The organism is Microvirgula aerodenitrificans DSM 15089 (assembly GCF_000620105.1).
Lineage (GTDB): Bacteria > Pseudomonadota > Gammaproteobacteria > Burkholderiales > Aquaspirillaceae > Microvirgula > Microvirgula aerodenitrificans.
Genome location: NZ_JHVK01000011.1, coordinates 99,996 through 122,166 on the forward strand (window position 1 = coordinate 99,996; position 22,171 = coordinate 122,166).

At 65.7% G+C, this 22,171-nt stretch carries 18 protein-coding genes and 1 rRNA gene; 7 read left to right on the forward strand and 12 right to left on the reverse strand.

The features are described from left to right. The first annotated feature begins 11 nt into the window (after window positions 1-11). The 5 genes from Q352_RS0110975 (at window position 12) to Q352_RS0110995 (ending at window position 9,956) form a co-directional block, all read left to right on the forward strand. Window positions 12-3,101, forward strand: a complete 3,090-nt coding sequence (locus Q352_RS0110975; protein ID WP_028499384.1) for an MdtB/MuxB family multidrug efflux RND transporter permease subunit — start codon at window positions 12-14, stop codon at window positions 3,099-3,101. Continuing rightward, window positions 3,098-6,196: a multidrug efflux RND transporter permease subunit gene (locus Q352_RS0110980; RefSeq protein ID WP_028499385.1), complete on the forward strand. Its 3,099-nt coding sequence runs from the start codon at window positions 3,098-3,100 to the stop codon at window positions 6,194-6,196. Before Q352_RS0110975 ends, Q352_RS0110980 begins: the two co-directional genes overlap by 4 nt. Continuing rightward, window positions 6,193-7,605 (forward strand): efflux transporter outer membrane subunit, encoded by a 1,413-nt coding sequence (locus tag Q352_RS0110985; RefSeq protein ID WP_244879574.1) that lies wholly within the window; start codon window positions 6,193-6,195, stop codon window positions 7,603-7,605. The genes Q352_RS0110980 and Q352_RS0110985 overlap by 4 nt, the downstream gene beginning before the upstream one ends. Continuing rightward, window positions 7,602-9,062, forward strand: coding sequence for an envelope stress sensor histidine kinase BaeS (baeS, locus tag Q352_RS0110990; protein WP_028499387.1), 1,461 nt, complete (start codon window positions 7,602-7,604; stop codon window positions 9,060-9,062). The genes Q352_RS0110985 and baeS overlap by 4 nt, the downstream gene beginning before the upstream one ends. Window positions 9,063-9,254: 192 nt before the next feature. After that, window positions 9,255-9,956 carry an RHS repeat-associated core domain-containing protein gene (locus tag Q352_RS0110995; RefSeq protein ID WP_158537458.1) on the forward strand — a complete coding sequence of 234 codons (702 nt, stop codon included), beginning with the start codon at window positions 9,255-9,257 and terminating at the stop codon, window positions 9,954-9,956. Here Q352_RS0110995 and Q352_RS23390 read toward each other — a convergent pair. The 11 genes from Q352_RS23390 to Q352_RS0111055 form a co-directional block, all read right to left on the reverse strand. After that, on the reverse strand, window positions 9,953-10,093 hold the full coding sequence (locus Q352_RS23390) for a hypothetical protein (protein ID WP_156952528.1): 141 nt from the start codon (window positions 10,091-10,093) through the stop codon (window positions 9,953-9,955). The two genes, Q352_RS0110995 and Q352_RS23390, sit on opposite strands and share 4 nt — an antisense overlap. Window positions 10,094-10,156: 63 nt before the next feature. Further along, on the reverse strand, window positions 10,157-10,870 hold the full coding sequence (locus tag Q352_RS0111005; RefSeq protein WP_028499389.1) for a response regulator: 714 nt from the start codon (window positions 10,868-10,870) through the stop codon (window positions 10,157-10,159). Window positions 10,871-10,941: 71 nt separating this feature from the next. Continuing rightward, the gene (gene trhA, locus Q352_RS0111010; RefSeq protein WP_028499390.1) at window positions 10,942-11,565 is read right to left on the reverse strand and encodes a PAQR family membrane homeostasis protein TrhA; all 624 of its coding nucleotides are present in this window, start codon (window positions 11,563-11,565) and stop codon (window positions 10,942-10,944) included. A 92-nt stretch (window positions 11,566-11,657) separates the two neighbouring features. After that, a complete protein-coding gene (locus Q352_RS0111015) occupies window positions 11,658-13,121 on the reverse strand; it encodes an aminoacyl-histidine dipeptidase (protein WP_028499391.1) in 1,464 nt (487 codons plus the stop codon). 16 nt (window positions 13,122-13,137) lie between these two features. Beyond that, window positions 13,138-13,641: a disulfide bond formation protein B gene (locus Q352_RS0111020; protein ID WP_233495258.1), complete on the reverse strand. Its 504-nt coding sequence runs from the start codon at window positions 13,639-13,641 to the stop codon at window positions 13,138-13,140. An 84-nt stretch (window positions 13,642-13,725) separates the two neighbouring features. Then, entirely contained in the window at window positions 13,726-15,072 is a 1,347-nt protein-coding gene (gene pmbA / locus Q352_RS0111025) for a metalloprotease PmbA (protein WP_028499393.1), read from the reverse strand. Between the two features lie 113 nt (window positions 15,073-15,185). Further along, window positions 15,186-16,082 (reverse strand): ATP-binding cassette domain-containing protein, encoded by an 897-nt coding sequence (locus Q352_RS0111030; RefSeq protein WP_028499394.1) that lies wholly within the window; start codon window positions 16,080-16,082, stop codon window positions 15,186-15,188. 30 nt (window positions 16,083-16,112) lie between these two features. Continuing rightward, entirely contained in the window at window positions 16,113-16,727 is a 615-nt protein-coding gene (locus tag Q352_RS20750; protein ID WP_036386030.1) for an alpha/beta hydrolase, read from the reverse strand. Continuing rightward, window positions 16,720-17,040 carry a (2Fe-2S) ferredoxin domain-containing protein gene (locus Q352_RS0111045; RefSeq protein ID WP_028499395.1) on the reverse strand — a complete coding sequence of 107 codons (321 nt, stop codon included), beginning with the start codon at window positions 17,038-17,040 and terminating at the stop codon, window positions 16,720-16,722. The genes Q352_RS20750 and Q352_RS0111045 overlap by 8 nt, the downstream gene beginning before the upstream one ends. A gap of 17 nt (window positions 17,041-17,057) precedes the next feature. After that, window positions 17,058-18,479: a replicative DNA helicase gene (gene dnaB, locus Q352_RS0111050; RefSeq protein ID WP_028499396.1), complete on the reverse strand. Its 1,422-nt coding sequence runs from the start codon at window positions 18,477-18,479 to the stop codon at window positions 17,058-17,060. Window positions 18,480-18,577: 98 nt separating this feature from the next. Further along, window positions 18,578-19,753: a BaiN/RdsA family NAD(P)/FAD-dependent oxidoreductase gene (locus Q352_RS0111055; RefSeq protein WP_036386032.1), complete on the reverse strand. Its 1,176-nt coding sequence runs from the start codon at window positions 19,751-19,753 to the stop codon at window positions 18,578-18,580. A gap of 166 nt (window positions 19,754-19,919) precedes the next feature. Here Q352_RS0111055 and Q352_RS0111060 point away from each other — a divergent pair, with 166 nt between their 5' ends. Beyond that, window positions 19,920-20,510 (forward strand): superoxide dismutase, encoded by a 591-nt coding sequence (locus Q352_RS0111060; RefSeq protein ID WP_028499398.1) that lies wholly within the window; start codon window positions 19,920-19,922, stop codon window positions 20,508-20,510. 303 nt (window positions 20,511-20,813) lie between these two features. After that, window positions 20,814-21,806, forward strand: coding sequence for an RHS repeat-associated core domain-containing protein (locus Q352_RS0111065; RefSeq protein ID WP_084300081.1), 993 nt, complete (start codon window positions 20,814-20,816; stop codon window positions 21,804-21,806). A 108-nt stretch (window positions 21,807-21,914) separates the two neighbouring features. Here Q352_RS0111065 and rrf read toward each other — a convergent pair. Further along, window positions 21,915-22,030, reverse strand: a 5S ribosomal RNA gene (rrf, locus tag Q352_RS0111070). Window positions 22,031-22,171: the final 141 nt, after the last annotated feature.

A 22,171-nucleotide genomic window follows, 5' to 3' on the forward strand; every position in this document is an offset into this window, starting at 1 on the left:
CGGAGACCGGCATGAACCCGTCCCGCCCGTTTATCCTGCGCCCGGTCGCGACCACGCTGCTGATGGTGGCACTGCTGCTGGCCGGTCTGGTCGGCTACCGCGCCCTGTCGATCTCCGCGCTGCCGGAAGTCGACTACCCGACCATCCAGGTGGTCACGCTGTATCCGGGCGCCAGCCCCGACGTGACGACGTCGTCGATCACCGCGCCACTGGAGCGGCAGTTCGGCCAGATGTCCGGCCTCAAGCAGATGTCGTCGCAAAGCTCCGGCGGTGCGTCGGTCATCACCCTGCAGTTCAACCTCGACCTCAGCCTCGACGTGGCCGAGCAGGAAGTGCAGGCAGCCATCAATGCCGCCAACAGCCTGCTGCCAGGCGATCTGCCGAATCCGCCGATCTACAGCAAGGTCAACCCGGCCGATCCGCCGGTACTGACCCTGGCCGTCACTTCGCAGACCCTGCCGATGACCCGGGTCCAGGATCTGGTCGACACCCGGGTCGCGCAGAAGCTGTCGCAGGTATCCGGCGTCGGCCTGGTCACCCTGTCCGGCGGCCAGCGGCCGGCGGTGCGGGTCAACCTGAATCCGCGCGCGCTGGCGGCCTACGGCCTCGACAGCGAGGCCGTGCGGACCGCCATTTCCGGCGCCAACGTCAATTCGGCCAAGGGCAGCTTCGACGGCCCGACCCGCGCGACCACGCTGTCGGCCAATGACCAGCTGACATCGCCGGACGACTACCTGAAGCTGATCATCGCCTACAAGAACGGCGCGCCGGTCCGGCTGGCCGATGTCGCCACCATTGCCGAGGGCGCGGAGAACAACAAGCTGTCGGCCTGGGCCGACCATGATCCGGCCATCATCCTCAATGTCCAGCGTCAGCCCGGGGCGAATGTCATCAAGACGGTGGACCGCATCCGCGAGATCCTGCCGACCCTGCAGGCTTCGCTGCCGGGGGCGGTCGAAGTCAGGATCCTGACCGACCGCACCTCGACCATCCGCGCCTCGGTCAGGGACGTGCAGTTCGAGCTGATGCTCGCCGTGGCACTGGTGGTGATGGTGATTTTCCTGTTCCTGCGCAATCTGTCGGCCACGGTGATTCCCAGTGTCGCCGTGCCGCTGTCGCTGGTCGGCACTTTCGGTGTCATGTACCTGGCCGGCTTCTCGATGAACAACCTGACGCTGATGGCACTGACCATCGCCACCGGTTTCGTGGTCGACGACGCCATCGTGGTGATCGAGAACATCACCCGTTATCTGGAAGAAGGCGACACGCCGCTGCAGGCGGCGCTGAAGGGGGCCGGCGAAATCGGCTTCACCATCATTTCACTGACCTTCTCGCTGGTCGCCGTACTGATCCCGCTGCTGTTCATGGGCGATGTGGTCGGCCGGCTGTTCCGCGAATTTGCCGTCACCCTGGCGGTCGCCATCCTGATTTCCGGCGTGATCTCGCTGACGCTGACGCCAATGATGTGCGCCAGGCTGCTGCGCCACGTGCCGCCGGAGCGGCAAAGCCGCTTTTCCCGCGCCAGCGAGCGCTTTTTCGACCGCGTCATTGCCCGCTACGGCCGCTACCTGAACTGGGTGCTCGAACACCAGCGGCTGACGCTGTCGGTGGCGGTCGGCACGCTCGCCCTGACGCTGCTGCTGTTCTGGCTGATCCCGAAGGGCTTTTTCCCGCAGCAGGACAACGGCGTGATCCAGGGCATCACCGAGGCGCCGCAGACGGTGTCGTTCGCGGTCATGGCCGAGCGCCAGCAGCAGGTGGCGGCACGTCTGCTGCAGGACCCGGACGTGGAAAGCCTGTCGTCGTTTATCGGTATCGACGGCAGCAATGCGTCGCTGAACAGCGGCCGCCTGCAGATCAATCTCAAGCCGCTCGACCAGCGCGCCGAGCGGGCGCCCGCCATCATCAACCGGCTGCAGCAGCGGGTAGCCGACATTCCCGGCATCAAGCTGTACATGCAGCCGATCCAGGACCTGACCATCGAGGACAGCATCAGTCGTACCCAGTACCAGTTCACCCTGCAGGCCGGCACCCAGGAAGAACTGGGCAAGTGGATACCGGCCCTGGTCGAGCGGCTGAAAACCGTGCCGGCACTGGCCGACGTGACCAGCGACCTGCAGGACCAGGGGCTGGTGGCCCAGGTCGACATCGACCGCGACGCCGCCAGCCGGCTCGGCATTACCGTCGCCCAGATCGACAACGCACTGTACGACGCCTTCGGCCAGCGGATGGTCTCGACCATCTTCACCCAGGCCAACCAGTATCGGGTAGTGCTCGGCGTCGAGCCACGCCATTCAGCCGGTCCGCAGGCGCTGGAGGGCATCTACCTGACCGGCAGCAACGGCAGCACGGTGCCGCTGACCGCCGTGGCCCGCGTCAGTGAACGCAGCGGTTCGCTGGTGCTGAACCATCTGGCGCAGTTCCCGTCGGCAACGGTGTCGTTCAACCTGGCATCCGGCGTATCGCTCGGCGATGCGGTGCAGGCCATTCGCGCCGCCGAGCGCGGCATCGGCATGCCGGCGGACATCATCACCAGCTTCCAGGGCGCGGCGCTGGCGTTCGAGGCCTCGCTGAACAGCACCCTGTGGCTGATCGTTGCCGCCATCGTGGCGATGTATATCGTGCTCGGCGTGCTGTACGAAAGCTATATCCACCCGATCACCATCCTGTCCACCCTGCCCACCGCCGGCGTCGGCGCACTGCTGTCGCTGATGCTGGCCGGGCAGGATCTCAGCGTGATCGCCATCATCGGCATCATCCTGCTGATCGGCATCGTCAAGAAGAACGCGATCATGATGATCGACTTCGCCCTGGCAGCCGAACGTGAACGCGGGCTGCCGCCGCGCGAGGCCATCTACCAGGCCTGCCTGCTGCGCTTCCGCCCGATCCTGATGACCACCATGGCGGCCCTGCTCAGCGCGCTGCCGATGATGTTCAGCACCGGGATCGGCGCCGAGCTGCGCCGCCCGCTCGGCGTGGCCATGGTTGGCGGGCTGGTGCTCAGCCAGGTACTGACGCTGTTCACCACCCCGGTGATCTATCTGGCCTTCGACCGGCTGGCGCAGCGCCTGCGCCGCCGTGATCCGGACAGCGCAGCATGAGCGGCGGACCGTCCGATCTGTTCATCCACCGCCCGGTCGCGACCTGGCTGCTGACGATCGCCATTCTGTTCGCCGGCGCACTGGGCTTCCTGTTCCTGCCGGTGGCGCCGCTGCCGCAGGTCGACTACCCGACCATCTCGGTCTCGGCGTCGATGTCCGGCGCCAACTCGGAAACCATGGCATCGAGCGTGACCACGCCGCTGGAGCGCGCGCTGGGCCGCATTGCCGGGGTCACGGAAATGACCTCGCGCAGCTCGCTCGGCTCGTCGCGGATCACGCTGCAGTTCGAGCTGGACCGCGATATCGACGGCGCCGCGCGCGATGTGCAGGCAGCCATCAATGCCGCGCGCAGCCTGCTGCCATCCGGCCTGCCGAACAACCCGACCTATCGCAAGGCGAACCCGTCCGACTCGCCGATCCTGATCCTGTCGATGACCTCGGACACGCTGAGCCGCGGCAAGATGTACGACATCGCCTCGACGATTCTGGCCCAGCGCATTCTGCAGATCGAGGGCGTCGGCGACGTCAATGTCGGCGGCAGCTCGCTGCCGGCGGTGCGGGTCGAGGTCAATCCGGATGCGCTGGCCAACCAGAACCTGTCGCTGACCGCGATCGGCAAGACCCTGTCCGCCGCCAACCAGCGCCGGCCGAAGGGCGCACTGGAGAAGGACGACCGCCGCTGGCAGATCGAGGCCAACGACGAGGCGAAAACCGCCGCCGACTACGCGCCGCTGATCATCAGTTACAAGAACGGCGCCGCCGTGCGGCTCAGCGATGTGGCCACGGTCCGGGACGGCGAGCAGGACCGGCGCAATGCCGGCTACGCCAACGGCAAGGAATCGGTGATCCTGATTGTCACCCGCGCGCCGAACGCCAATATCATCGCCACCGTCGACCGCATCAAGGCCGAACTGCCGATGCTGAAACGCCTGCTGCCGGGCGCGGTCGAGCTGAACATCAACCTCGATCGCTCGCCGAGCATCCGCGCGTCGCTGACCGAGGTCGAGCGCTCGCTGATGATCGCCGTCGGCCTGGTGATCCTGGTGGTCTACCTGTTCCTGAAGAACGGCCGCGCGACGCTGGTGCCGTGCGTGGCGGTACCGGTCTCGCTGATCGGCACCTTCGCCGCCATGTACCTGTGCGGCTTCAGCCTGAACAATCTGTCGCTGATGGCGCTGACCATCGCCACCGGCTTCGTGGTCGACGACGCCATCGTGGTGATGGAGAACATCTCGCGCCATGTCGAGGCCGGCATGAAGCCGCTGCAGGCCGCCATGCAGGGCTCGCGCGAGGTCGGCTTCACCGTGCTGTCGATGAGCATTTCGCTGATCGCGGTCTTTATCCCGCTGCTGTTCATGGGCGATATCGTCGGCCGGCTGTTCCGCGAATTCGCCGTCACCCTGTCGGTGTCAATCCTGATCTCGCTGCTGGTATCGCTGACCACCACGCCGATGCTGTGCGCCCGGCTGCTGAAACCGGGCATGGAGGCAGAGAAAGGCAGCTGGCCGGTCCGCCGCTTCGGCATCCTGCTCAAGCGCATGCAGCGCGGCTACGGGCGGTCGCTGACCTGGGCGCTGGACCACGCCCGGCTGATGATCGCGCTGCTCGGCATTGCCATCGCCCTGAACGTCTATCTGTACGTGGCCATTCCGAAGGGTTTCTTCCCCGAGCAGGACAATGGCCAGATCGGCGGCTTTATCCGCGCCGACCAGAGCATTTCGTTCCAGGCGATGCGCGACAAGCTGGTGCGCTTCATGACCATCGTCCGTGCCGATCCGGCGGTGCAGAATATTTCCGCCTCGACCAGTGGCTCCAACAGCGGCCAGATGTTTATCGCCCTGAAACCGAAGGACCAGCGACCGCCGGCGGAGAAAGTCATCGCCCGGCTGCGCAAGCAGCTGTCGCAGGAGCCCGGCGCGCAACTGATGATGATGCCGATGCAGGATATCCGCGTCGGTGGCCGCCAGAGCAACTCGACCTACCAGTACACGCTGCAGTCGGACGACCTGGCCGCGCTGCGTCTGTGGGAGCCGAAGATCCGCGAGGCGTTCTCGAACGACCCGGGTCTGCTCGATGTCGATTCCGACCAGCAGGACAAGGGCGTCGAGACCTTCCTGACCTATGACCGCGATACGCTGTCCCGGCTCGGTCTGACCGTGGCCGACGTCAACAGCACGCTGTATGCGGCCTTTGGCCAGAGCCAGGTATCGACCATCTACCAGCCGCTGAACCAGTACAAGGTGGTGGTCGAGGTGCAGCCGCAATATACCCAGAGCCCGGAGACACTGAAAAAGCTGTTCGTGGTCAACAGCGCCGGCACTTCCGTGCCGCTGTCGGCATTCGCCACCTGGCAGCCGACCAATGCGCCGCTGCAGGTCAATCACCAGGGCCAGTTCGCCGCAGCCACGCTGTCGTTCAATCTGCCTGACGGCAAGTCACTGTCCGACGCGACCGAAATCATCGATCGCATCATGGCCGAACTTGGCGTGCCGTCCTCCGTCCACGGCAGTTTCCAGGGCACGGCCAAGGCCTTCCAGGACAATCTGCGCAACCAGTTGTTCCTGATACTGGCCGCACTGGTCACGGTCTATCTGGTGCTCGGCATCCTGTACGAAAGCTATATCCATCCGCTGACCATCCTGTCCACGCTGCCGTCGGCCGGCCTTGGCGCATTGCTGGCACTGATGCTGTTCAAGAGCGAATTCAGCCTGATCGCCCTGATCGGCGTGCTGCTGCTGATCGGCATCGTCAAGAAGAACGCGATCATGATGATCGACTTCGCCCTGGTGGCCGAGCGCCGCGACGGCATGAGCCCGCGCCAGGCGATCCACGCCGCCTGCCTGCTGCGCTTCCGGCCGATCCTGATGACCACACTGGCGGCCATTCTCGGCGCTGTGCCGCTGGCAATCGGCGGCGGCGACGGCGCCGAACTGCGCCGCCCGCTCGGCATCACCATCGTCGGCGGCCTGCTGATGAGCCAGTTGCTGACGCTGTACACCACCCCGGTGGTTTACCTTTACCTCGATCGTTTCCGTGCCTGGTGCCAACGCCAGTGGCGCGGCGAACCCGATACGCAAGCAGGAGAACCGAGTTGAAATTGCGTGCCCTGATGCCTTCACTGCTGTGCCTGCCGCTGCTGGCGGCCTGCGCCGTCGGCCCGGACTATGTACGGCCCGACATGCCGCTGCCGGCGCACTACAAGGAAGCGGCCCCGGGCTGGAAAATTGCAGACCCGGCCGATCACGCGCCGCGTGGCGCGTGGTGGACCGTCTACGCCGACCCGGAACTCGACCGGCTGGTGGCGGCGCTGAATGCGAACAACCAGACACTGCAGGTCGCCCTGGCCAATTACCGCCAGGCGCGTGCCGCCGCGCAGGAAGCCCGGACCGGCTTCTTCCCGACCGTCGGCGCGACGGCCAGCACCAGCCGCAAGCAGACCGGCGGCAATCAGGCCGTCACCAATGGCCATGTGTTCTCGCTTGATGCAAGCTGGGAGCCGGATCTGTGGGGTCAGGTCCGGCGTACGGTCGAGGCCAGCGACGCCAGCACCCAGGCCAGTGCCGCCAGTCTGGCCGCTGCGCAGTTGTCCGCCCAGGCCGAACTGGTGCAGGACTATCTGCAGTTGCGCGTGACCGAGCGTCAGCGTCAGCTCAGTGCCGACACCATCGCCGCCTATCGCCAGTCGCTGACCCTGACCCGCAACCAGTTCGACGCCGGCCTGGTCACCCGCGCCGATGTCGCCCAGGCCCTGGCGCAACTGAAAACGGTCGAGGCCCAGGCCATCGACTACGACCTCAGCCGCCGCCAGCTCGAACACGCCATCGCCATTCTGGTCGGCAAGGCGCCGGCCGATTTCGACCTGCCTGCCACCGCCACCCTGCCCGCACTGCCGGCGACGCCGGCCGAACTGCCGTCCAGCCTGCTCGAACGCCGGCCCGACATCGCCGCCGCCGAACGCGCGGTGGCAGCAGCCAACGCCACCATCGGCGTCCGGCAGTCGGCGTATTTCCCGGCGCTGACCCTGTCGGCCTCGGGCGGTTTCAGCGCGGCCGGCTTTGCCAGCTGGTTCAACACCCCGGCCCGGGTCTGGTCGCTCGGCGCCGGACTGGCGGAAACGCTGTTCGATGCCGGCGCGCGCTCGGCCCGGGTCGAGCAGGCGCGCGCCGCCTACGACGCCAGCGCGGCGCAATACCGGCAGACGGTACTGTCCGGGCTGCAGGAGGTCGAAGACAACCTGGCCGCGCTGACCCTGCTGGCCGAGGAAGCCCTCCGCCAGCAGGAAGCCGTCGCCGCGGCCCGCGAGGCCGAGCGGCTGGCGCTGAACGAATACCGCGCCGGCACGGCCGACTTCACCACCGTGGCCACCGCGCAGGCCAGCCGCCGCCAGAGCGAGATTACCGCGCTGCAGCTGGAAGGCCGGCGCTATTCGGCCAGCGTGCTGCTGATCAAGGCGCTGGGCGGTGGCTGGAACGGCAACCTTGCCCCGGAGGCGACCACGCCATGAACCTGCTCAGGCCGCCAGGCGTCACCGGCAAGCTGTTTCTCGCCATTCTCGCCGCCTGCCTGCTGCTGGCGCTCGGCATCGGCATGGCGTTCCGGATCAGCTTCCAGAACGGCTTCCTCGACTATGTGCGCAAGAGCAACGAGACCCGGGTCGAGATCGTCGCCGATGCCATGGCGCGGCTGTATGCGCAGCACGGCGACTGGACCTTTGTCCATGAGGACCCGGACAACTGGCTGCGACTGATCCGTACCCTGACCCCGCCGGCCGACCGCGACAGCGAGCTGGATGGCAATGGCCACCGCCATCGCCGCATGGAACACCGTGGTGGCGGCGGCGGGCCACCTCCGCCGCCGCTGCCCGGGCTGCGCACGCGGCTGTGGCTGCTCGACCAGCAGCGCCAGGTGATCGGCGGCCGTGGCGAACCGCCGCAGGAAGACACGTTCTCGCGTCCGATCGAAGTCGGCGGCCGCACGGTCGGCTGGGTACTGAGCACGTCGCCGGCGCGATTGACGCGCATGGCCGACCTGCACTTCCTCGACCAGCAGTTGCGCAGCAGCTGGATCATTGTCGGCCTGTCGGTGCTGCTGGCCGCCGGCGCGGCGCTGTGGCTGGCACGCGGCTTTCTGGCGCCGCTGAAGCGGCTGACCGGCGCCACCCACCAGCTCGCGGCCGGGCATTTCAGCGCCCGGGTGCCGATCACCCGCAGCGACGAGTTCGGCCGGCTGGGCCAGGATTTCAACCAGCTGGCACATACGCTGGAAAAAAACGAGAACATGCGCCGCCAGTTCATGGCCGATGTCTCGCACGAGCTGCGCACGCCGCTGTCGGTCCTGCGCGGCGAACTGGAGGCACTGGAAGACGGTGTTCGCGCGCTGACGCCGGACTCCCTGCGCTCGCTGCAGGTCGAGGTCGCGACGCTGACCAAGCTGGTCGATGACCTGTACCAGCTGTCGCTGTCCGATGTCGGTGCCCTGAGCTACCGCAAGGCCGAGGTCGATCTGGCCGAGCTGCTGCTGCTGTCGCTCGGTGCGTTCCGTGAGCGGCTGGCCGGCAAGTCGCTGACCGTGTCGCTGTCACCGTGCGACGCGGGCCGCTGCCGGGTGTTCGGCGACGCCGACCGCCTGAACCAGCTGTTCAACAATCTGCTGGAAAACAGCGTGCGCTACACCGATGCCGGCGGGCGACTGGACATTGCCTGCCATGCCGACGGCGACCGGGTCCGCATCGATATCCAGGACTCCGCGCCTGGCGTGCCGCAGGCGTCGCTGGCGGGCCTGTTCGATCGTTTCAGCCGGATGGAGAGTTCGCGCAACCGTGCCAGCGGCGGATCGGGACTCGGCCTGGCGATCTGCCAGAACATCGTCGAAGCCCATGGCGGCACGCTGACCGCCCGCCAGTCGCCGCTGGGCGGGCTGTGGATGGAGATCAGCCTGCCGAGGCTGCGCGGCAGCGTCTGACCGGCGGCCCCGGGCGCCACGGGCGGGCGATGGCCGCTTGTCAGAGCGGTCTGGCTACGTGCAGGCAGGCTTTATAGAACGAAGGAAACCGGGCCCGCCCCGACACCCACCCGAGGCCCCGTTCTCATGTCCATCAAGTCCAGCACAAGCATACAGGCAGCGCCCCCGCTGAGTATCCGTCCGCTGATCGGCATGCATGGCGAGCGCGTCGACGGGATCAGCGTGCGCAGTCAGCTCTGTCACCTTGGCCATGGCACCCGCAGCCATGACCCGATGCTGCAGGGTTTTCTCGGCAAGGACCCGGACAGCCCGTTCGGCATGGGGGAAATCAATCCCTATGCCTTCTGCGGGGGCGATCCGGTCAACCACACCGATCCGTCCGGCCATGCCAGCGCGGCGGTCATCTCCGGGGTCACCGTGGGTGTTCTGGGTCTGGTGCTGGGCCTTCTCACCCTGGGCATCTCGGTGTTCATCGGCATGACCGCCACCGGAGCACTGCTTGCGGCGACCAGCGGGGTATTGGGCCTGGCCTCCTCGGCTGTCGGCATCGCTGCCAGCGTGCATGCAGCAAGCGGTGATCCCGAACTGGCACGCACCCTGGGCTGGGTTGCAACGGGTCTGGGCATCGCCTCGATGCTGCTCGGGCTGCTCGTCCCGGTGGGAATGGGCATCGTGAAAGCAACCGGTCGCCTGTACTCCGGGACTGTGCACGGGGAAATCATGAACAGCATGCACGGGCGATCAGGCAGGAGTTTCCTGTTTGGTGCCCGCTACCGGGACGGTTCCCTGGCCGCAGCCCACATCAACGAGCGAGGCAGAATAGAAAATTTTCAGGGCATTTTTCTGCCCCCGGAGCTGTGGGCCGACGACCTGGCCCGGATCCCGGCCTACTAGGCCAGCCCCCCCGACTCCCCGCTGTACCTGATGGTCTGCCAGTCCACCCACGGTGGCGCGCAATCACCGGCCGCCATCATCGCCAGGACCCTGCAGCGGGAAGTGCTCGCGATCGACTCGCCGTATACCGTAGGCATGGTGTCCTCTTCGCTGCCGGGCCCTGCCCGTTTCTTCGGCACAACGCTTGGCAGGCTGGTCCGTTACGGCCGTCCGTCCGAGGTCTGGACGACGAGCTTGTAGCCGACCCCGTATACCGAGCGGATCGCCTCGCAGTCGGAACAGACGTGCTCCAGCTTGCGGCGCAGGTTCTTGATATGGCTGTCGACGGTTCGATCCGTCACCACACGGTAGTCGTCATACAACTGGTCGAGCAGCTGATCGCGGGAGAACACCCGCCCCGGGGCCGATGCCAGCGTCTTCAGCAAGCGGAATTCGGCCTGGGTCAGATCCAGCAGCTGACTCTGGAAGCGGGCTTCGCAGCGGACTTCGTCGATGACCAGCGCCGGCTCGGCCGGCAGTGCGTCACCACGTCGTACCCGGCGCAGGATCGCCTTGACCCGGGCAATCACTTCGCGCGGGCTGAATGGCTTGCAGATATAGTCGTCGGCACCGATATCGAGCCCGAGCAGGCGATCGACTTCCTCAACCCGGGCCGTAACCATGACGATCGGCACACTGGAGAAAGCGCGCAGCTCACGGCAGATCGACAGGCCGTCGAGTCCGGGCAGCATGATGTCGAGCAGAATCAGCGCCGGCTCGGCCTCGCGCACGCGCGGCACTACCGCCTCACCATCGGCAATCCATTCAGTCTGGTAGCCGGCCACACGCAGGTAGTCGACGAGCAGCTGGCCCAGTTTGGGCTCGTCCTCGACCACCATGACCGTCAATGCGTCGCTGGCTGTGGTTTCGTTCATCCGTGCCTTCCGTAATGCATGGGGCGTCATTTTGCCATGGGCTCGCCCGCCCCATCCATGGGGAAACCGGCTCAGATCACATACTGGAAGACACTGACGAACATGCACAGGCTGCCGCCAAGCACGAACAGGTGCCAGATGCCATGGCCGTGGGGAATCCGTTCATCGTTGATGAACCAGTACACGCCGACGCTGTAGGTCACGCCACCGGCGACCAGCCATGCCAGACCCGGGGTTGCCAGTTGCTGCATCAGCGGCTTGACGGCAATCAGCACCAGCCAGCCCATGACCAGATAGATGACCAGCGACAGCCAGCGCGTCGGGCTCTTGCGGCCGATGGTGACCTCCTGGGCAATGCCGAACACGGCCAGCCCCCAGACCAGCCCGAACAGCGTCCAGCCCCACGGACCCTGCAGGGTCACCAGCGCAAACGGGGTGTAGCTGCCGGCGATCAGCAGATAGATCGCGCAATGGTCAAATTTCTGCAGCACGCTCTTGGCCCGGCCGCGCACGCTGTGATACAGCGTGGAAATCGCGTACAGCAGCACCAGTGCGGCGCCGAACAGGCTGGCGCCGACGATCCGGTAGGCGTCGCCGCTGTCCGCCGCGCGCACCACCATCACCACCAGTGCCACGACACTGGCCACGGCGCCGATCAGGTGACTGATGGCGTTGAAACGTTCGCCACGATACATGCTTGCCTTCTTGTTCATTGCGCGGCCCGGTTGCCGCATGGGGGAAATGGTCACAAAATCGTTGCCGGCACGCAAGCGCCGGCAACGACTGCTTACATGTGACGTACCGGGGTCGCGGCCAGCAGCGCCGCCAGCAACTGCCAGAACATCGCCACGCTGGCGATTTCCACCCGCTCGTCCGGCGAGTGCGCACCCCGCACGTTCGGCCCGAACGACAGCATGTCCAGTCCCGGGTACTTGCCGGCCAGGATGCCGCACTCAAGGCCGGCATGAATGACCTTGACCGCCGCCTCGCCGCCGAAATGGCGGCGGTACACGTCAAGGCCCAGCGCCAGCAGCGGCGAATCCGGGTTCGGCGTCCAGCCCGGGTAGCGCCCTTCGGTCGCGGTACGGCAGCCTCCCAGCCGGCCGACGGCAGCGATCTCGCCGACACGGGCGGCAAGCCCGCTGTCCAGCAGCGAACGCACCAGCAGCACGGCCGAGAAACCGTCTTCCCCGGCGCGGACCACGCCGATATTGTTCGAGGTCTCGACCACGCCCGGCACCCGCTGGCTCCAGCGCGCCACGCCATGCGGCAAGGCGTTGACCAGATCCATCACCGCCGCCGAGGCCGTCGTGTCGAGCATGCGTGCCGCCTGCGCCTCGCGCAGCACCAGCGTCACGCCGTCATCCACCCCGGCCAGCTCGTCGCGCAGCAGCGCCTGCCACTGGTCCAGTGTTGCTGCCACTGCCGCACGCTGCGCGGCCGGCACGGCGATCACGGCAAAGGCCTCGCGCGGCAGCGCATTGCGCAGCGTGCCGCCTTCCAGCGACACCAGCCGGGCGTCATGTTCGGCGGCCAGTGCCGCCAGTACCCGGCCCAGCAGTCTGGTGGCATTGCCGCGTTCCAGGTGAATGTCGACGCCGGAGTGACCGCCACGCAGCCCGGTCAGTTCGATCCGCAGTGCCTCGCGGTCCGCCGGCAGCGCTTCGCTGTCGAGCGAGCGTTCCAGCAGCACATCGATACCGCCGGCGCAGCCAACATAGAACTCGCCCCAGTCCTCGGTATCGAGGTTCAGCAACAGGCGCCCGGTCAGCAGGTCGGTGCCCAGTCCCTGGGCACCGGTCATGCCGGCTTCTTCATCCAGGGTGAACAGCGCCTCGATCGCCGGATGCGGCAGATCGTCGCTTTCCAGCACTGCCAGCGCAGCGGCAACACCGATGCCGTTGTCGGCCCCCAGCGTGGTGCCCTCGGCGCGGACCCAGCCGTCGTCGCCGATCAGCGGGCGGATCGGGTCACGCAGGAAGTCATGCTCGGTACCGGCATTTTTCTGCGTCACCATGTCGAGGTGGCCCTGCAGCACGACGGTTTCCCGGTCGGCCATGCCCGGTGTCGCCGGCTTGCAGATCAGCAGATTGCCGACTGCATCCAGCCGGGTGGCCAGGCCCCGTGCCTCGGCCCAGGCGCGCAGATGGTCACGCAGCGCCGTCTCGTGCTTCGACGGCCGCGGAAAATCGCACAGCGTCTGGAAATGGGCCCATAGCGGGCGGGGCTCCAGCTCGTTCAACACCCTCATGACAACAACTCCCGAATCAACGGCGCCGGGCCAGCAGCCACAGCGAAAATACGATCACGCCAATAAAGAACACCAGCGACCACATCGGCATCGACAGTCCCAGCAGGGTCCAGTCGATGGCCGCGCACTCGCCGCTGCCATGGAACACCTTGGCCAGCATCCGGCTCAGCGGCATGGTTTCCAGCATGTAGTCGAGGCCCGGGCCGCAGGCCGGTACCTGGTCGGCCGGCAGCAATTGCAGCCGGGTCTGCCAGCCGGCGACGCCGGCGCCACCCAGCGCGGCCAGCGTGACCAGCCCGCCGAACAGGCCGCGACTGACGCCGCCCTGCGGATTGACGATGGCCGCCAGCAGCGCCAGCAGGCCGGTCAGGATGATGGCCACGCGCTGGAACACGCACAGCGGGCATGGCTGCAGGCCCATCACATACTGCGCATACAGCGCAAAGGCCATGCCACCGGCGCAAGCGAGGAAAATCAGGAAATAGCCGCCCCGGCGGGACGGCAGCAAGTTCGACAGCACGTTGGATGACTCCGGAATTCAGGATGGACCGTTCAAATTATCACATACTGATTTATGGCAAATGAACGGTCCGTTAACGACCCGTTACTCGCCGGCGATGGTCATGCGCTCGATCAGGATCGAGCCGGTCTGCTTGCCGCCGCGCACTTCGACGTCGGTGCCGATGGCCAGGATCTGCCGGTACATGTCGCGCAGATTGCCGGCAATGGTGATTTCCTCGACCGGATAGGCGATCTCGCCGTTCTCGATCCAGAAACCGGCCGCACCACGCGAATAGTCACCGGTCAGCGTATTGACGCCGTGACCGAGCAGCTCGGTCACCAGCAGTCCGCGGTTCATCATGCGCAGCAACTGCCCGAAACTCTCGCCGGTCGGGCGCACGATCAGGTTGTGGTTGCCGCCGGCATGGCCGGTCGACACCAGTCCCAGCTTGCGTGCCGAATAGCTGGACAGGAAATAGCCGGTCAGCACGCCCTTGTCGACCAGCGTGCGGGCGCGGGTCGCCACGCCCTCGTTGTCGAAGGCGCCGGAGGCCAGCCCGCGCGGCAGGAACGGGTCCTCGTCGATCCGCACCCGGTCGGAGAACACCTGGGTACCGGCGGAATCAACCAGGAAGCTGGCCTTGCGGTACAGCGCGCCGCCACTGGTGGCGCCGACCAGATGACTGATCAGGCCGGCGGCCATGCCCGGATCGAACAGGACCGGAAACTGGCCGGTAGCCACCTGGCGACCACCGAGACGGCGCACGGTGCGCTCGCCGGCAATGCGGCCGACGTCACGCGCGGCCTGCAGGTCGTCGGCATGACGGGCGGTGCTGTACCAGTAGTCACGCTGCATGGCATCGTCGGCTTCGGCGATGACCGCGGCCGACAGCGAATGCCGGCTGGACGCATAGCCACTGGAGAAGCCGTTCGAGTTGGCGTAGATGAAGTTCGACACGTGGCTGGACACGCTGCCACCTTCGGAGTTGCTGATGCGCGGGTCGACGGCGCGCGCGGCATCCTCGACCTCGGTGGCCAGCGCGATCGCCTGGTCCACATCCAGCGCCCATGGGTGGTAGAGGTCCAGATCGATACTGTCGTGGGCAAGCAGCGCCGGGTCGGCGAGGCCGGCGGCCGGATCACTGGCGGTATGGCGGGCAATGGCCAGGGCGGCCTCCACCGTCTGCCGCAGGGCGTCGTCGCTGAAGTCCGAGCTGGATGCCTGGCCCTTGCGCTGGCCGACATAGACGGTGACGCCGATGCCCTTGTCGCGGTTGTACTCGATGGTTTCGACCTCGCCCAGGCGAACGGTCACATTCTGGCCGGTTCCCTCGCTGACTTCGGTCTCGGCGCTGGTCGCGCCCAGTACGCGCGCGTGCTCAAGCACCCGTGCGGCAAGCTGGGTCAGCTGGTCGTGGCTGTAACTGAATTGGTTGTCGGGTTGACTCATGGCGGCAGGGCTATCCGGTTGACTGGCGCCAGTCACTGGCGCGAATGGGTGCCAGTCTAGCACGCGGGTCGCGGCGGGCCGACCATGGCAAAACGGAAGCGGCGCGGCAAAGTCTAGTCGCGCAGTTCGCGGCCGGTCAGGCGCAGGAACACATCTTCCAGATTGGCCGGACGCAGCAGGTATCGAAACGTCAGCCCCTCAAGCACAGTCACTAGCGGCTTGAGCTGCTCGCCATAGAAAAACGCCGTTTCGCCGCTGATCTCCATCCGGTACGGCGGCGCAGCCTGGCGGGCCCAGTCAGTCGCCCCGTCGCCGTAGACTTCGACCACCTCGGGCTCGATGTACTGGCGGATCAGCGCCTGCGGCGTGCCCTGCCCGATCAGCCGACCATGGTCGATCACGGCCAGCCGGTGGGACAGGCGCTCGGCCTCGTCCATGAAGTGCGTGGTCAGCACCAGCGTCTTGCCGGCCTGGGTCAGGCTGCGCAGCCGCTCCCAGATCAGGTGGCGCGCCTGCGGATCGAGACCGGTGGTCGGCTCGTCGAGAAACAGGATGTCGGGATCGTTGACCAGTGCCCGCGCCAGCGTCAGCCGTCGCTTCATGCCGCCGGACAACTCGCCGACCCGGGCGTGCTCCTTGCCGGTCAGGCCGCCGAATTCCAGCAGTTCCGGTACCCGGCGCCGCAACGCACGCACGTCCAGCCCGAAATAGCGGCCGAACACGACCAGGTTTTCCGCCACGGTAAAATCGGGATCGAGATTGTCGAACTGCGGCACCACACCGACCCGCATCCTGGCCTCACGGCCCTGTGCCGGCACCGGCAGCCCGTTGAGACGGATACTGCCGCCGCTGGGGTCGAGCAGACCCAGCGCCATGCGCAGCGTAGTGGTCTTGCCGGCCCCGTTCGGGCCGAGCAGGCCGAAGCACTCGCCACGGACCACATGCAGACTGACATCATTGACTGCCGTGACATCGCCAAAGGTTTTGTGCAGATGCGTCAGTTCGAGCATGGACTCCGTCCGGAAAGCATTAACGCGGCATCAGCCGACGTGGCGGGCAATCAACCGGCCGAGCGGCACCAGCCTGCCATGGAAAAAATGACCGGCGCCGGGAAAGACCACCACCGGCAGCGCCTGCGGTCGCGCCCAGTCCAGCACCGCGCCGAGCGGGATGACCTCGTCCGCCTCGCCATGCACCACCAGCGTGTCGACCGGCACTTCGGCCGGAATCGGCGTCTCGTACTTGCCGACCGCCGGCCCCATCAGGATCAGGTGTTCGCTGTCGATGCGCTGGCGCGCATGCGCGGCGACAAAGCCACCGAACGAGAAGCCGGCCAGCACCAGTGGCAGCGGACCATGGTCTGCCCTGGCCTGCGCGACCACGGCCAGGACATCGTCGACCTCACCGTGACCATGGTCGTGCTCGCCATCGCTGCCGCCGACACCGCGCAGGTTCGGGCAATAGGCGACATAGCCGCGACTGGCCAGCGCCTTGGCGCAGGTCTGCACCACCTTGTTGGTATTGGTGCCGCCCTGCAGCGGGTTCGGGTGACAGATCACGGCCACGCCGCGCGGCACGTCCTGCGGCGCGACGATCAGGGTATCCAGGCCGCCGGCCGGGCCGGCGATGCGCTGCATCGGGGGGGGATTAAGCATGATCGGGCAGTTTCAGTCGTTCGACCACGCGGCCGTTGACGATATGTTCGGAAATGATTTCATCGATGTCCTCGCGGTCGATGAAGGTATACCAGGTCTCTTCCGGGTAAATCACCAGCACCGGGCCGAGATCGCAGCGGTCGAGGCAGCCGGCCTTCTGCACCCGCACCTTGCCCTCGCCCTTGAGGCCCAGTTCGCGAATGCGGTCCTTCGCGTAGTCGAGCAGTTCGCTGGCACCATGATTGTTGCAACAGTCACGACCCGCTTCACGCTGGTTGGTGCAGAAAAACACATGATGGGAATAGAAACTCATCGCTGGTCCTTTGAGGCTTATTCGTCAGGTGCGGCCCAGCCGCCCTGGCCGAGCGCGGCATTCTCGAAGCGGGAGAACTGGCCGATAAACGCCAGTTTGACCACGCCGGTCGGCCCGTTACGGTGCTTGCCGATAATGACCTCGGCCGTGCCCTTGTCCGGCGAGTCGGGATTGTAGTACTCGTCGCGGTACATGAAGATGATCAGGTCGGCATCCTGCTCGATAGCGCCGGATTCACGCAGGTCGGACATCATCGGCCGCTTGTTCGGCCGTTGTTCCACCGAACGGTTCAGCTGCGACAGGGCAATCACCGGCACGCTCAGTTCGCGCGCCAGACTCTTCAGCGAACGCGAGATCTCCGAAATTTCGGCGGTCCGGTTCTGTTCGCGCCCGCCCGACGAGCCACTCATCAGCTGCATGTAGTCGATGACGATCAGGCCGAGCTTGCCGCCGTACTGCCGCGCCAGCCGCCGGGCGCGGGCGCGCAGTTCCAGCGCGGTCAGGCCCGGGGTTTCGTCGATATGCACCTTGGTCTCGGCCAGCACGCCGAGCGCGTGGCTGAATTTTTGCCAGTCTTCGTCGTCGAAGCGGCCGGTCCGCAGCTTGTGCTGGTCCAGCCGGCCGACCGAACCGATCATCCGTGTCGCCAGCTGCGCTGCCGGCATTTCCATCGAGAACACCGCCACCGGCAAATTGGTCGCAATGGCGACGTTCTCCGCCAGGTTCATCGAAAACGCGGTCTTGCCCATCGACGGCCGGCCGGCCACGATAATCAGGTCGCCCGGCTGCAGGCCGGACGTTTTCTCGTCAAGATCGAGGAAGCCGGTCGGCAGGCCGGTAACTTCATCCGGGTTCTCCCGGCTGTACAGCATGTCGATCTTTTCCGTGACCTCGGACAGGATCTCCGGCATCGCCTGGAAGCCCTGCTCGTTCTTGGCCGTGCTCTCGGCAATGCGGAACACCTTGCCCTCGGCCTCGTCCAGCAGTTGCGCGGCATCGCGCCCCATCGGCCGGAAGGCGGACTCGACGATCTCGGTGCCGACCGTCACCAGCTGGCGCATGACCGAACGTTCGCGGACGATCTCGCCGTAACGGCGGATATTGGCGGCCGACGGCGTGTTCTGCGCCAGCGTGGCCAGATAGGACAGGCCGCCGATATCGGTCAGCTCGCCTGTGCTTTCCAGCCGTTCGGACACGGTAATGACGTCGGCGGGCCGACCGGTGTCGATCAGTTTGGACACCGCGCGCCAGATCAGCCGGTGGTCGTGGCGATAGAAATCGCCCTCGCCGACCAGGTCGGCGATTTTTTCCCAGGCCGTATTGTCGAGCAGCAGGCCGCCCAGTACCGACTGCTCGGCCTCGACCGAGTGTGGCGGCACACGCAGGTCGGACAGGGAATCGGCATCGGACGGAGGAGGAAGATCAGCGTAATCGGACATGTATCATTTCAATCGCGCCGCCCAAAGGCGGCAAAAGCAGGTCCGGAATTGTAGTGCCAAGCGGCTGCGCGCGTCGCGGCTATTGCGCGACCCGTCGCTCAGCAATGCTGGCCGGCCACCCAGCCGCTGGACCACGCCCACTGGAAGTTGTAACCGCCGAGCCAGCCGGTCACGTCGACCAGTTCACCAACGAAGAACAGCCCGGGCACCTCGCGGGCCATCATCGTTTTCGAGCTCAGGTCGCGGGTATCGATACCGCCGCGGGTAACTTCCGCCTTGCGGTAGCCCTGGGTGCCGTTCGGTCGCAGGACAAAGCCGCGAATGGCCTCGAACAGGCGCGCCACGCTGCGTTCATCGAGGCTGCGCAGCGGCCGGTTGTCACCGAACAGCTCGACAAAGGCCTGAGCGAAGCGCCGGGGCCAGAAGCCCGCCAGCCAGTTGCCGAGCAGCTTGTCGCTGTGGCGATCTTCGGCCAGCCGCGCCTCCAGGTCCACCCCCGGGCACAGATCGAGCGTCAGGCTCTCGCCGGGTCGCCAGTAACTGGACACCTGCAGCATGGCCGGCCCGCTGGCGCCCTTGTGCGTCAGCAAGGCTGCCTCGCGGAATGCCGGCCCGCGCTCGGCACAGGCCTCGACCTCGATGGCGATGCCGGCCAGCTCGCCGAACACGGCCACATCGCCGGGCTGGAAGGTCAGCGGCACCAGCGCCGGCGCCAGCGGCGTCACCCGCAGTCCGAACTGCTCGGCCAGCCGGTAGCCGAAAGGCGTGGCGCCGATCTGCGGAATCGACAGCCCTCCGGTCGCCACCACCACACTGTCAGCCTCGAAAACGCCGGCATCGGTCGTCACCCGGAAGCGCGACGGCTTGTCGACCGCCTGCACCGTCACCCCCATGCGTCGCTCGACGCCGCCCAGCTCACATTCATGCAGCAACAGGTCTATGATCGACTGACTGCTGTCGTCGCAGAACAACTGGCCCAGCGTCTTCTCGTGACAGGCAATGCCGTACCGCTCGACCAGCTTGATGAAATCATGCTGGGTGTACTGGGCCAGCGCCGAGCGGCAGAAATGCGGGTTATCGGACAGATAGCACTCCGGCCGCACGTTCACGTTGGTGAAGTTGCACCGGCCGCCGCCGGAGATGCGGATTTTTTCCGCCAGCCTGACCGCGTGGTCGAGCAGCAGCACGCGGCGACCGCGCTGTCCGGCCTGGGCCGCACACATCAGGCCGGCCGCACCGGCACCAAGGACGATTACATCAAAATTCAACGACATGTCTCATTTCTCGCCGCGCGCCATGCGCGTGCAACGGTTGGGGAGTATTCCTGACTAAATTTGTCAACATTGGCCTGACGTCTTTATTCCTATAAACTTGATATCAGTCATATCATCACCACATACGGGTATACACCTACCCGTCAATGACTCAAGGAGTTATCGCATGGAACACAAGCTGCCGGCACTGCCTTACGCCCTCGACGCCCTCGCCCCGTACCTGTCCCGGGAAACCCTGGAATACCACTACGGCAAGCATCACCAGACTTACGTCACCAACCTGAGCAACCTGATCAAGGGTACCGAGTTCGAAAACGCCTCCCTGGAAGAGATCGTCAAGAAATCGTCCGGTGGCGTGTTCAACAATGCGGCCCAGATCTGGAACCACACCTTCTACTGGCTCGGCTTCGCACCGAATGCCGCCGGGGAAGAGCGTCAGCCGTCCGGCGCACTGGCCGAAGCGATCAATGCCAAATGGGGCAGCTTCGACGAGTTCAGGAAGGCCTTCAATGCCGTGGCAGCCGGTACCTTCGGCTCCGGCTGGGCCTGGCTGGTCAAGGGCTCCGACGGCAAGCTGGACCTGGTGTCGACCAGCAATGCTGCCACCCCGCTGTCCACCGACAAGCAGGCACTGCTGACCTGTGACGTTTGGGAGCACGCGTACTACATCGATTACCGCAACAGCCGCCCGAACTACCTGGAAAGCTTCTGGAAGCTGGTCGACTGGGACGTCGTCGCCAAGCGCCACGCCGCCTGAGTGACGGGTCGCGCAGTATAACCGCAGCCGGCACAGTCCGGCCGCCGGTAACGACAAAGCGCCAGCAGTGATGCTGGCGCTTTGTCATGCCCGACCCGCCCTGCTCATGCCCTCAGCAGGGGCGCGCCATTCCTGTAACGCATCAGGCGGCCCAGCGTGCTGCAGCGGATACAGGCAAAGCGCCCGGCGGCCTGTCAGCTCCATTCGTCCGAAAGGGAAGTCCGGACAGCACAAATCACCTATAGCTGGCTTTGGAAGCAAGGCACCGGCCGTCCATGGTGCCGGTCATCAGAGGAGCCCGCCATGCCCAGCAAAACCTCTCCCCGCCCGACGCCCCCCCGCGCTGTCCCGGCGACCCGCATCCGGCCACAAATCGGCATGCATGGCGAACTGGTCGACTGGATCAATTCACGCAGCCAGCTGTATCACCTCGGCAATGGTGCCCGCAGCTATGACCCGATGCTGCAGTGTTTTCTGCGCATGGACCCGTTCAGCCCGTTCTCGGGCGGTGGCATCAATCCCTACGCCTTCTGTGGCGGCGATCCGGTCAACCGGACCGATCACTCCGGCTATATGAGCGTATCCGCGGCTACCGGTCTGGGACTGGGCATTGTGGGCATTATTCTCGGCATTGCGACGCTGGGACTGGCCATGATGCTGGCCACCCTCACGGGCACCATTCTGGGTATCACGTCAGCACTGCTTGGACTGGCGTCAAATGCCACCGGCATTGCTGCAGCCATCATTGGCGACCACGATCCGAAGCTGGCCAGTACCCTGGGCTGGATATCGCTGGGGCTGGGTATCGCCTCGGCCGCAACCGGGCTGTTCGGGCCGGCGCTGGCAAGCTATGGCAAAGCCACCGGCCGCATTCTGGCGGGAAAAATGTCAAAGCGTGCAGCCGTGGGGTATATCCGGAGGGTTGATTCAGACGTATCTCTCGACTACATGCTGATGCCGGAATTTCATGATGGGGCACTGGTCATGACTCACGGAGAACCTGGCCTGATGCAGAACTTCGGCGGTCGCTTCGTCTCTCCGCTCCGTTGGGCAGACGACCTGTCCTCGCTGCCTTCCTATGCCGAATCGCGCCGGGGGCCCCTGTACCTGCTGGCTTGCAGCTCCGCGACCCCGAATGGTAACGGAGTCTCCAACGTCCGCCTGATCACCAGCAGCCTTGCACGGGAAGTCCGTACTTTCAATGCGCCTGTAGTTTACGTTTCCACCCCCTTCGAGCGGGCGGTGGTTGCCCGCGGTCTTGGCTGGGGCAAGCTGACCCGTTTCCCACCGATGTGAACCGCCCATGAAAGCCGCCCCCCGGGCATGGCACGGGGGGCGGCTTTGCGCGTTCAGTCGCACCAATGAAAGAAGCCCTCGTACAGGGTACGAGGGCTTCAGTATAGGACCTGGCGGTGACCTACTTTCGCATGGGCAAGTGCCACACTATCATCGGCGCAAAGCAGTTTCACGGTCCTGTTCGGGATGGGAAGGGGTGGTTCCCGCTCGCTATGGCCGCCAGGGTAAAAGGTTGGTCGCCGGGACTTATCCCAACAACCAGAAACAGAAGAAGCAACAACTTCAAGTCAGATTTTGCGTATCGCTCGCTCACACAGCCGAATGTCTCGACTTATAGGATCAAGCCGCACGGGCAATTAGTATCG

Coding starts and splice junctions, on each gene's coding strand:
- Q352_RS0110975 (WP_028499384.1), top strand. CDS start 12: ATGAACCCGTCCCGCCCGTTTATCCTGCGCCCGGTCGCGACCACGCTG.
- Q352_RS0110980 (WP_028499385.1), top strand. CDS start 3,098: ATGAGCGGCGGACCGTCCGATCTGTTCATCCACCGCCCGGTCGCGACC.
- baeS (WP_028499387.1), top strand. CDS start 7,602: ATGAACCTGCTCAGGCCGCCAGGCGTCACCGGCAAGCTGTTTCTCGCC.
- Q352_RS0110995 (WP_158537458.1), top strand. CDS start 9,255: ATGCATGGCGAGCGCGTCGACGGGATCAGCGTGCGCAGTCAGCTCTGT.
- Q352_RS23390 (WP_156952528.1), bottom strand. CDS start 10,093: ATGCCTACGGTATACGGCGAGTCGATCGCGAGCACTTCCCGCTGCAGG.
- Q352_RS0111005 (WP_028499389.1), bottom strand. CDS start 10,870: ATGAACGAAACCACAGCCAGCGACGCATTGACGGTCATGGTGGTCGAG.
- trhA (WP_028499390.1), bottom strand. CDS start 11,565: ATGTATCGTGGCGAACGTTTCAACGCCATCAGTCACCTGATCGGCGCC.
- Q352_RS0111015 (WP_028499391.1), bottom strand. CDS start 13,121: ATGAGGGTGTTGAACGAGCTGGAGCCCCGCCCGCTATGGGCCCATTTC.
- pmbA (WP_028499393.1), bottom strand. CDS start 15,072: ATGAGTCAACCCGACAACCAATTCAGTTACAGCCACGACCAGCTGACC.
- Q352_RS0111030 (WP_028499394.1), bottom strand. CDS start 16,082: ATGCTCGAACTGACGCATCTGCACAAAACCTTTGGCGATGTCACGGCA.
- Q352_RS20750 (WP_036386030.1), bottom strand. CDS start 16,727: ATGCTTAATCCCCCCCCGATGCAGCGCATCGCCGGCCCGGCCGGCGGC.
- Q352_RS0111045 (WP_028499395.1), bottom strand. CDS start 17,040: ATGAGTTTCTATTCCCATCATGTGTTTTTCTGCACCAACCAGCGTGAA.
- dnaB (WP_028499396.1), bottom strand. CDS start 18,479: ATGTCCGATTACGCTGATCTTCCTCCTCCGTCCGATGCCGATTCCCTG.
- Q352_RS0111055 (WP_036386032.1), bottom strand. CDS start 19,753: ATGTCGTTGAATTTTGATGTAATCGTCCTTGGTGCCGGTGCGGCCGGC.
- Q352_RS0111060 (WP_028499398.1), top strand. CDS start 19,920: ATGGAACACAAGCTGCCGGCACTGCCTTACGCCCTCGACGCCCTCGCC.
- Q352_RS0111065 (WP_084300081.1), top strand. CDS start 20,814: ATGCCCAGCAAAACCTCTCCCCGCCCGACGCCCCCCCGCGCTGTCCCG.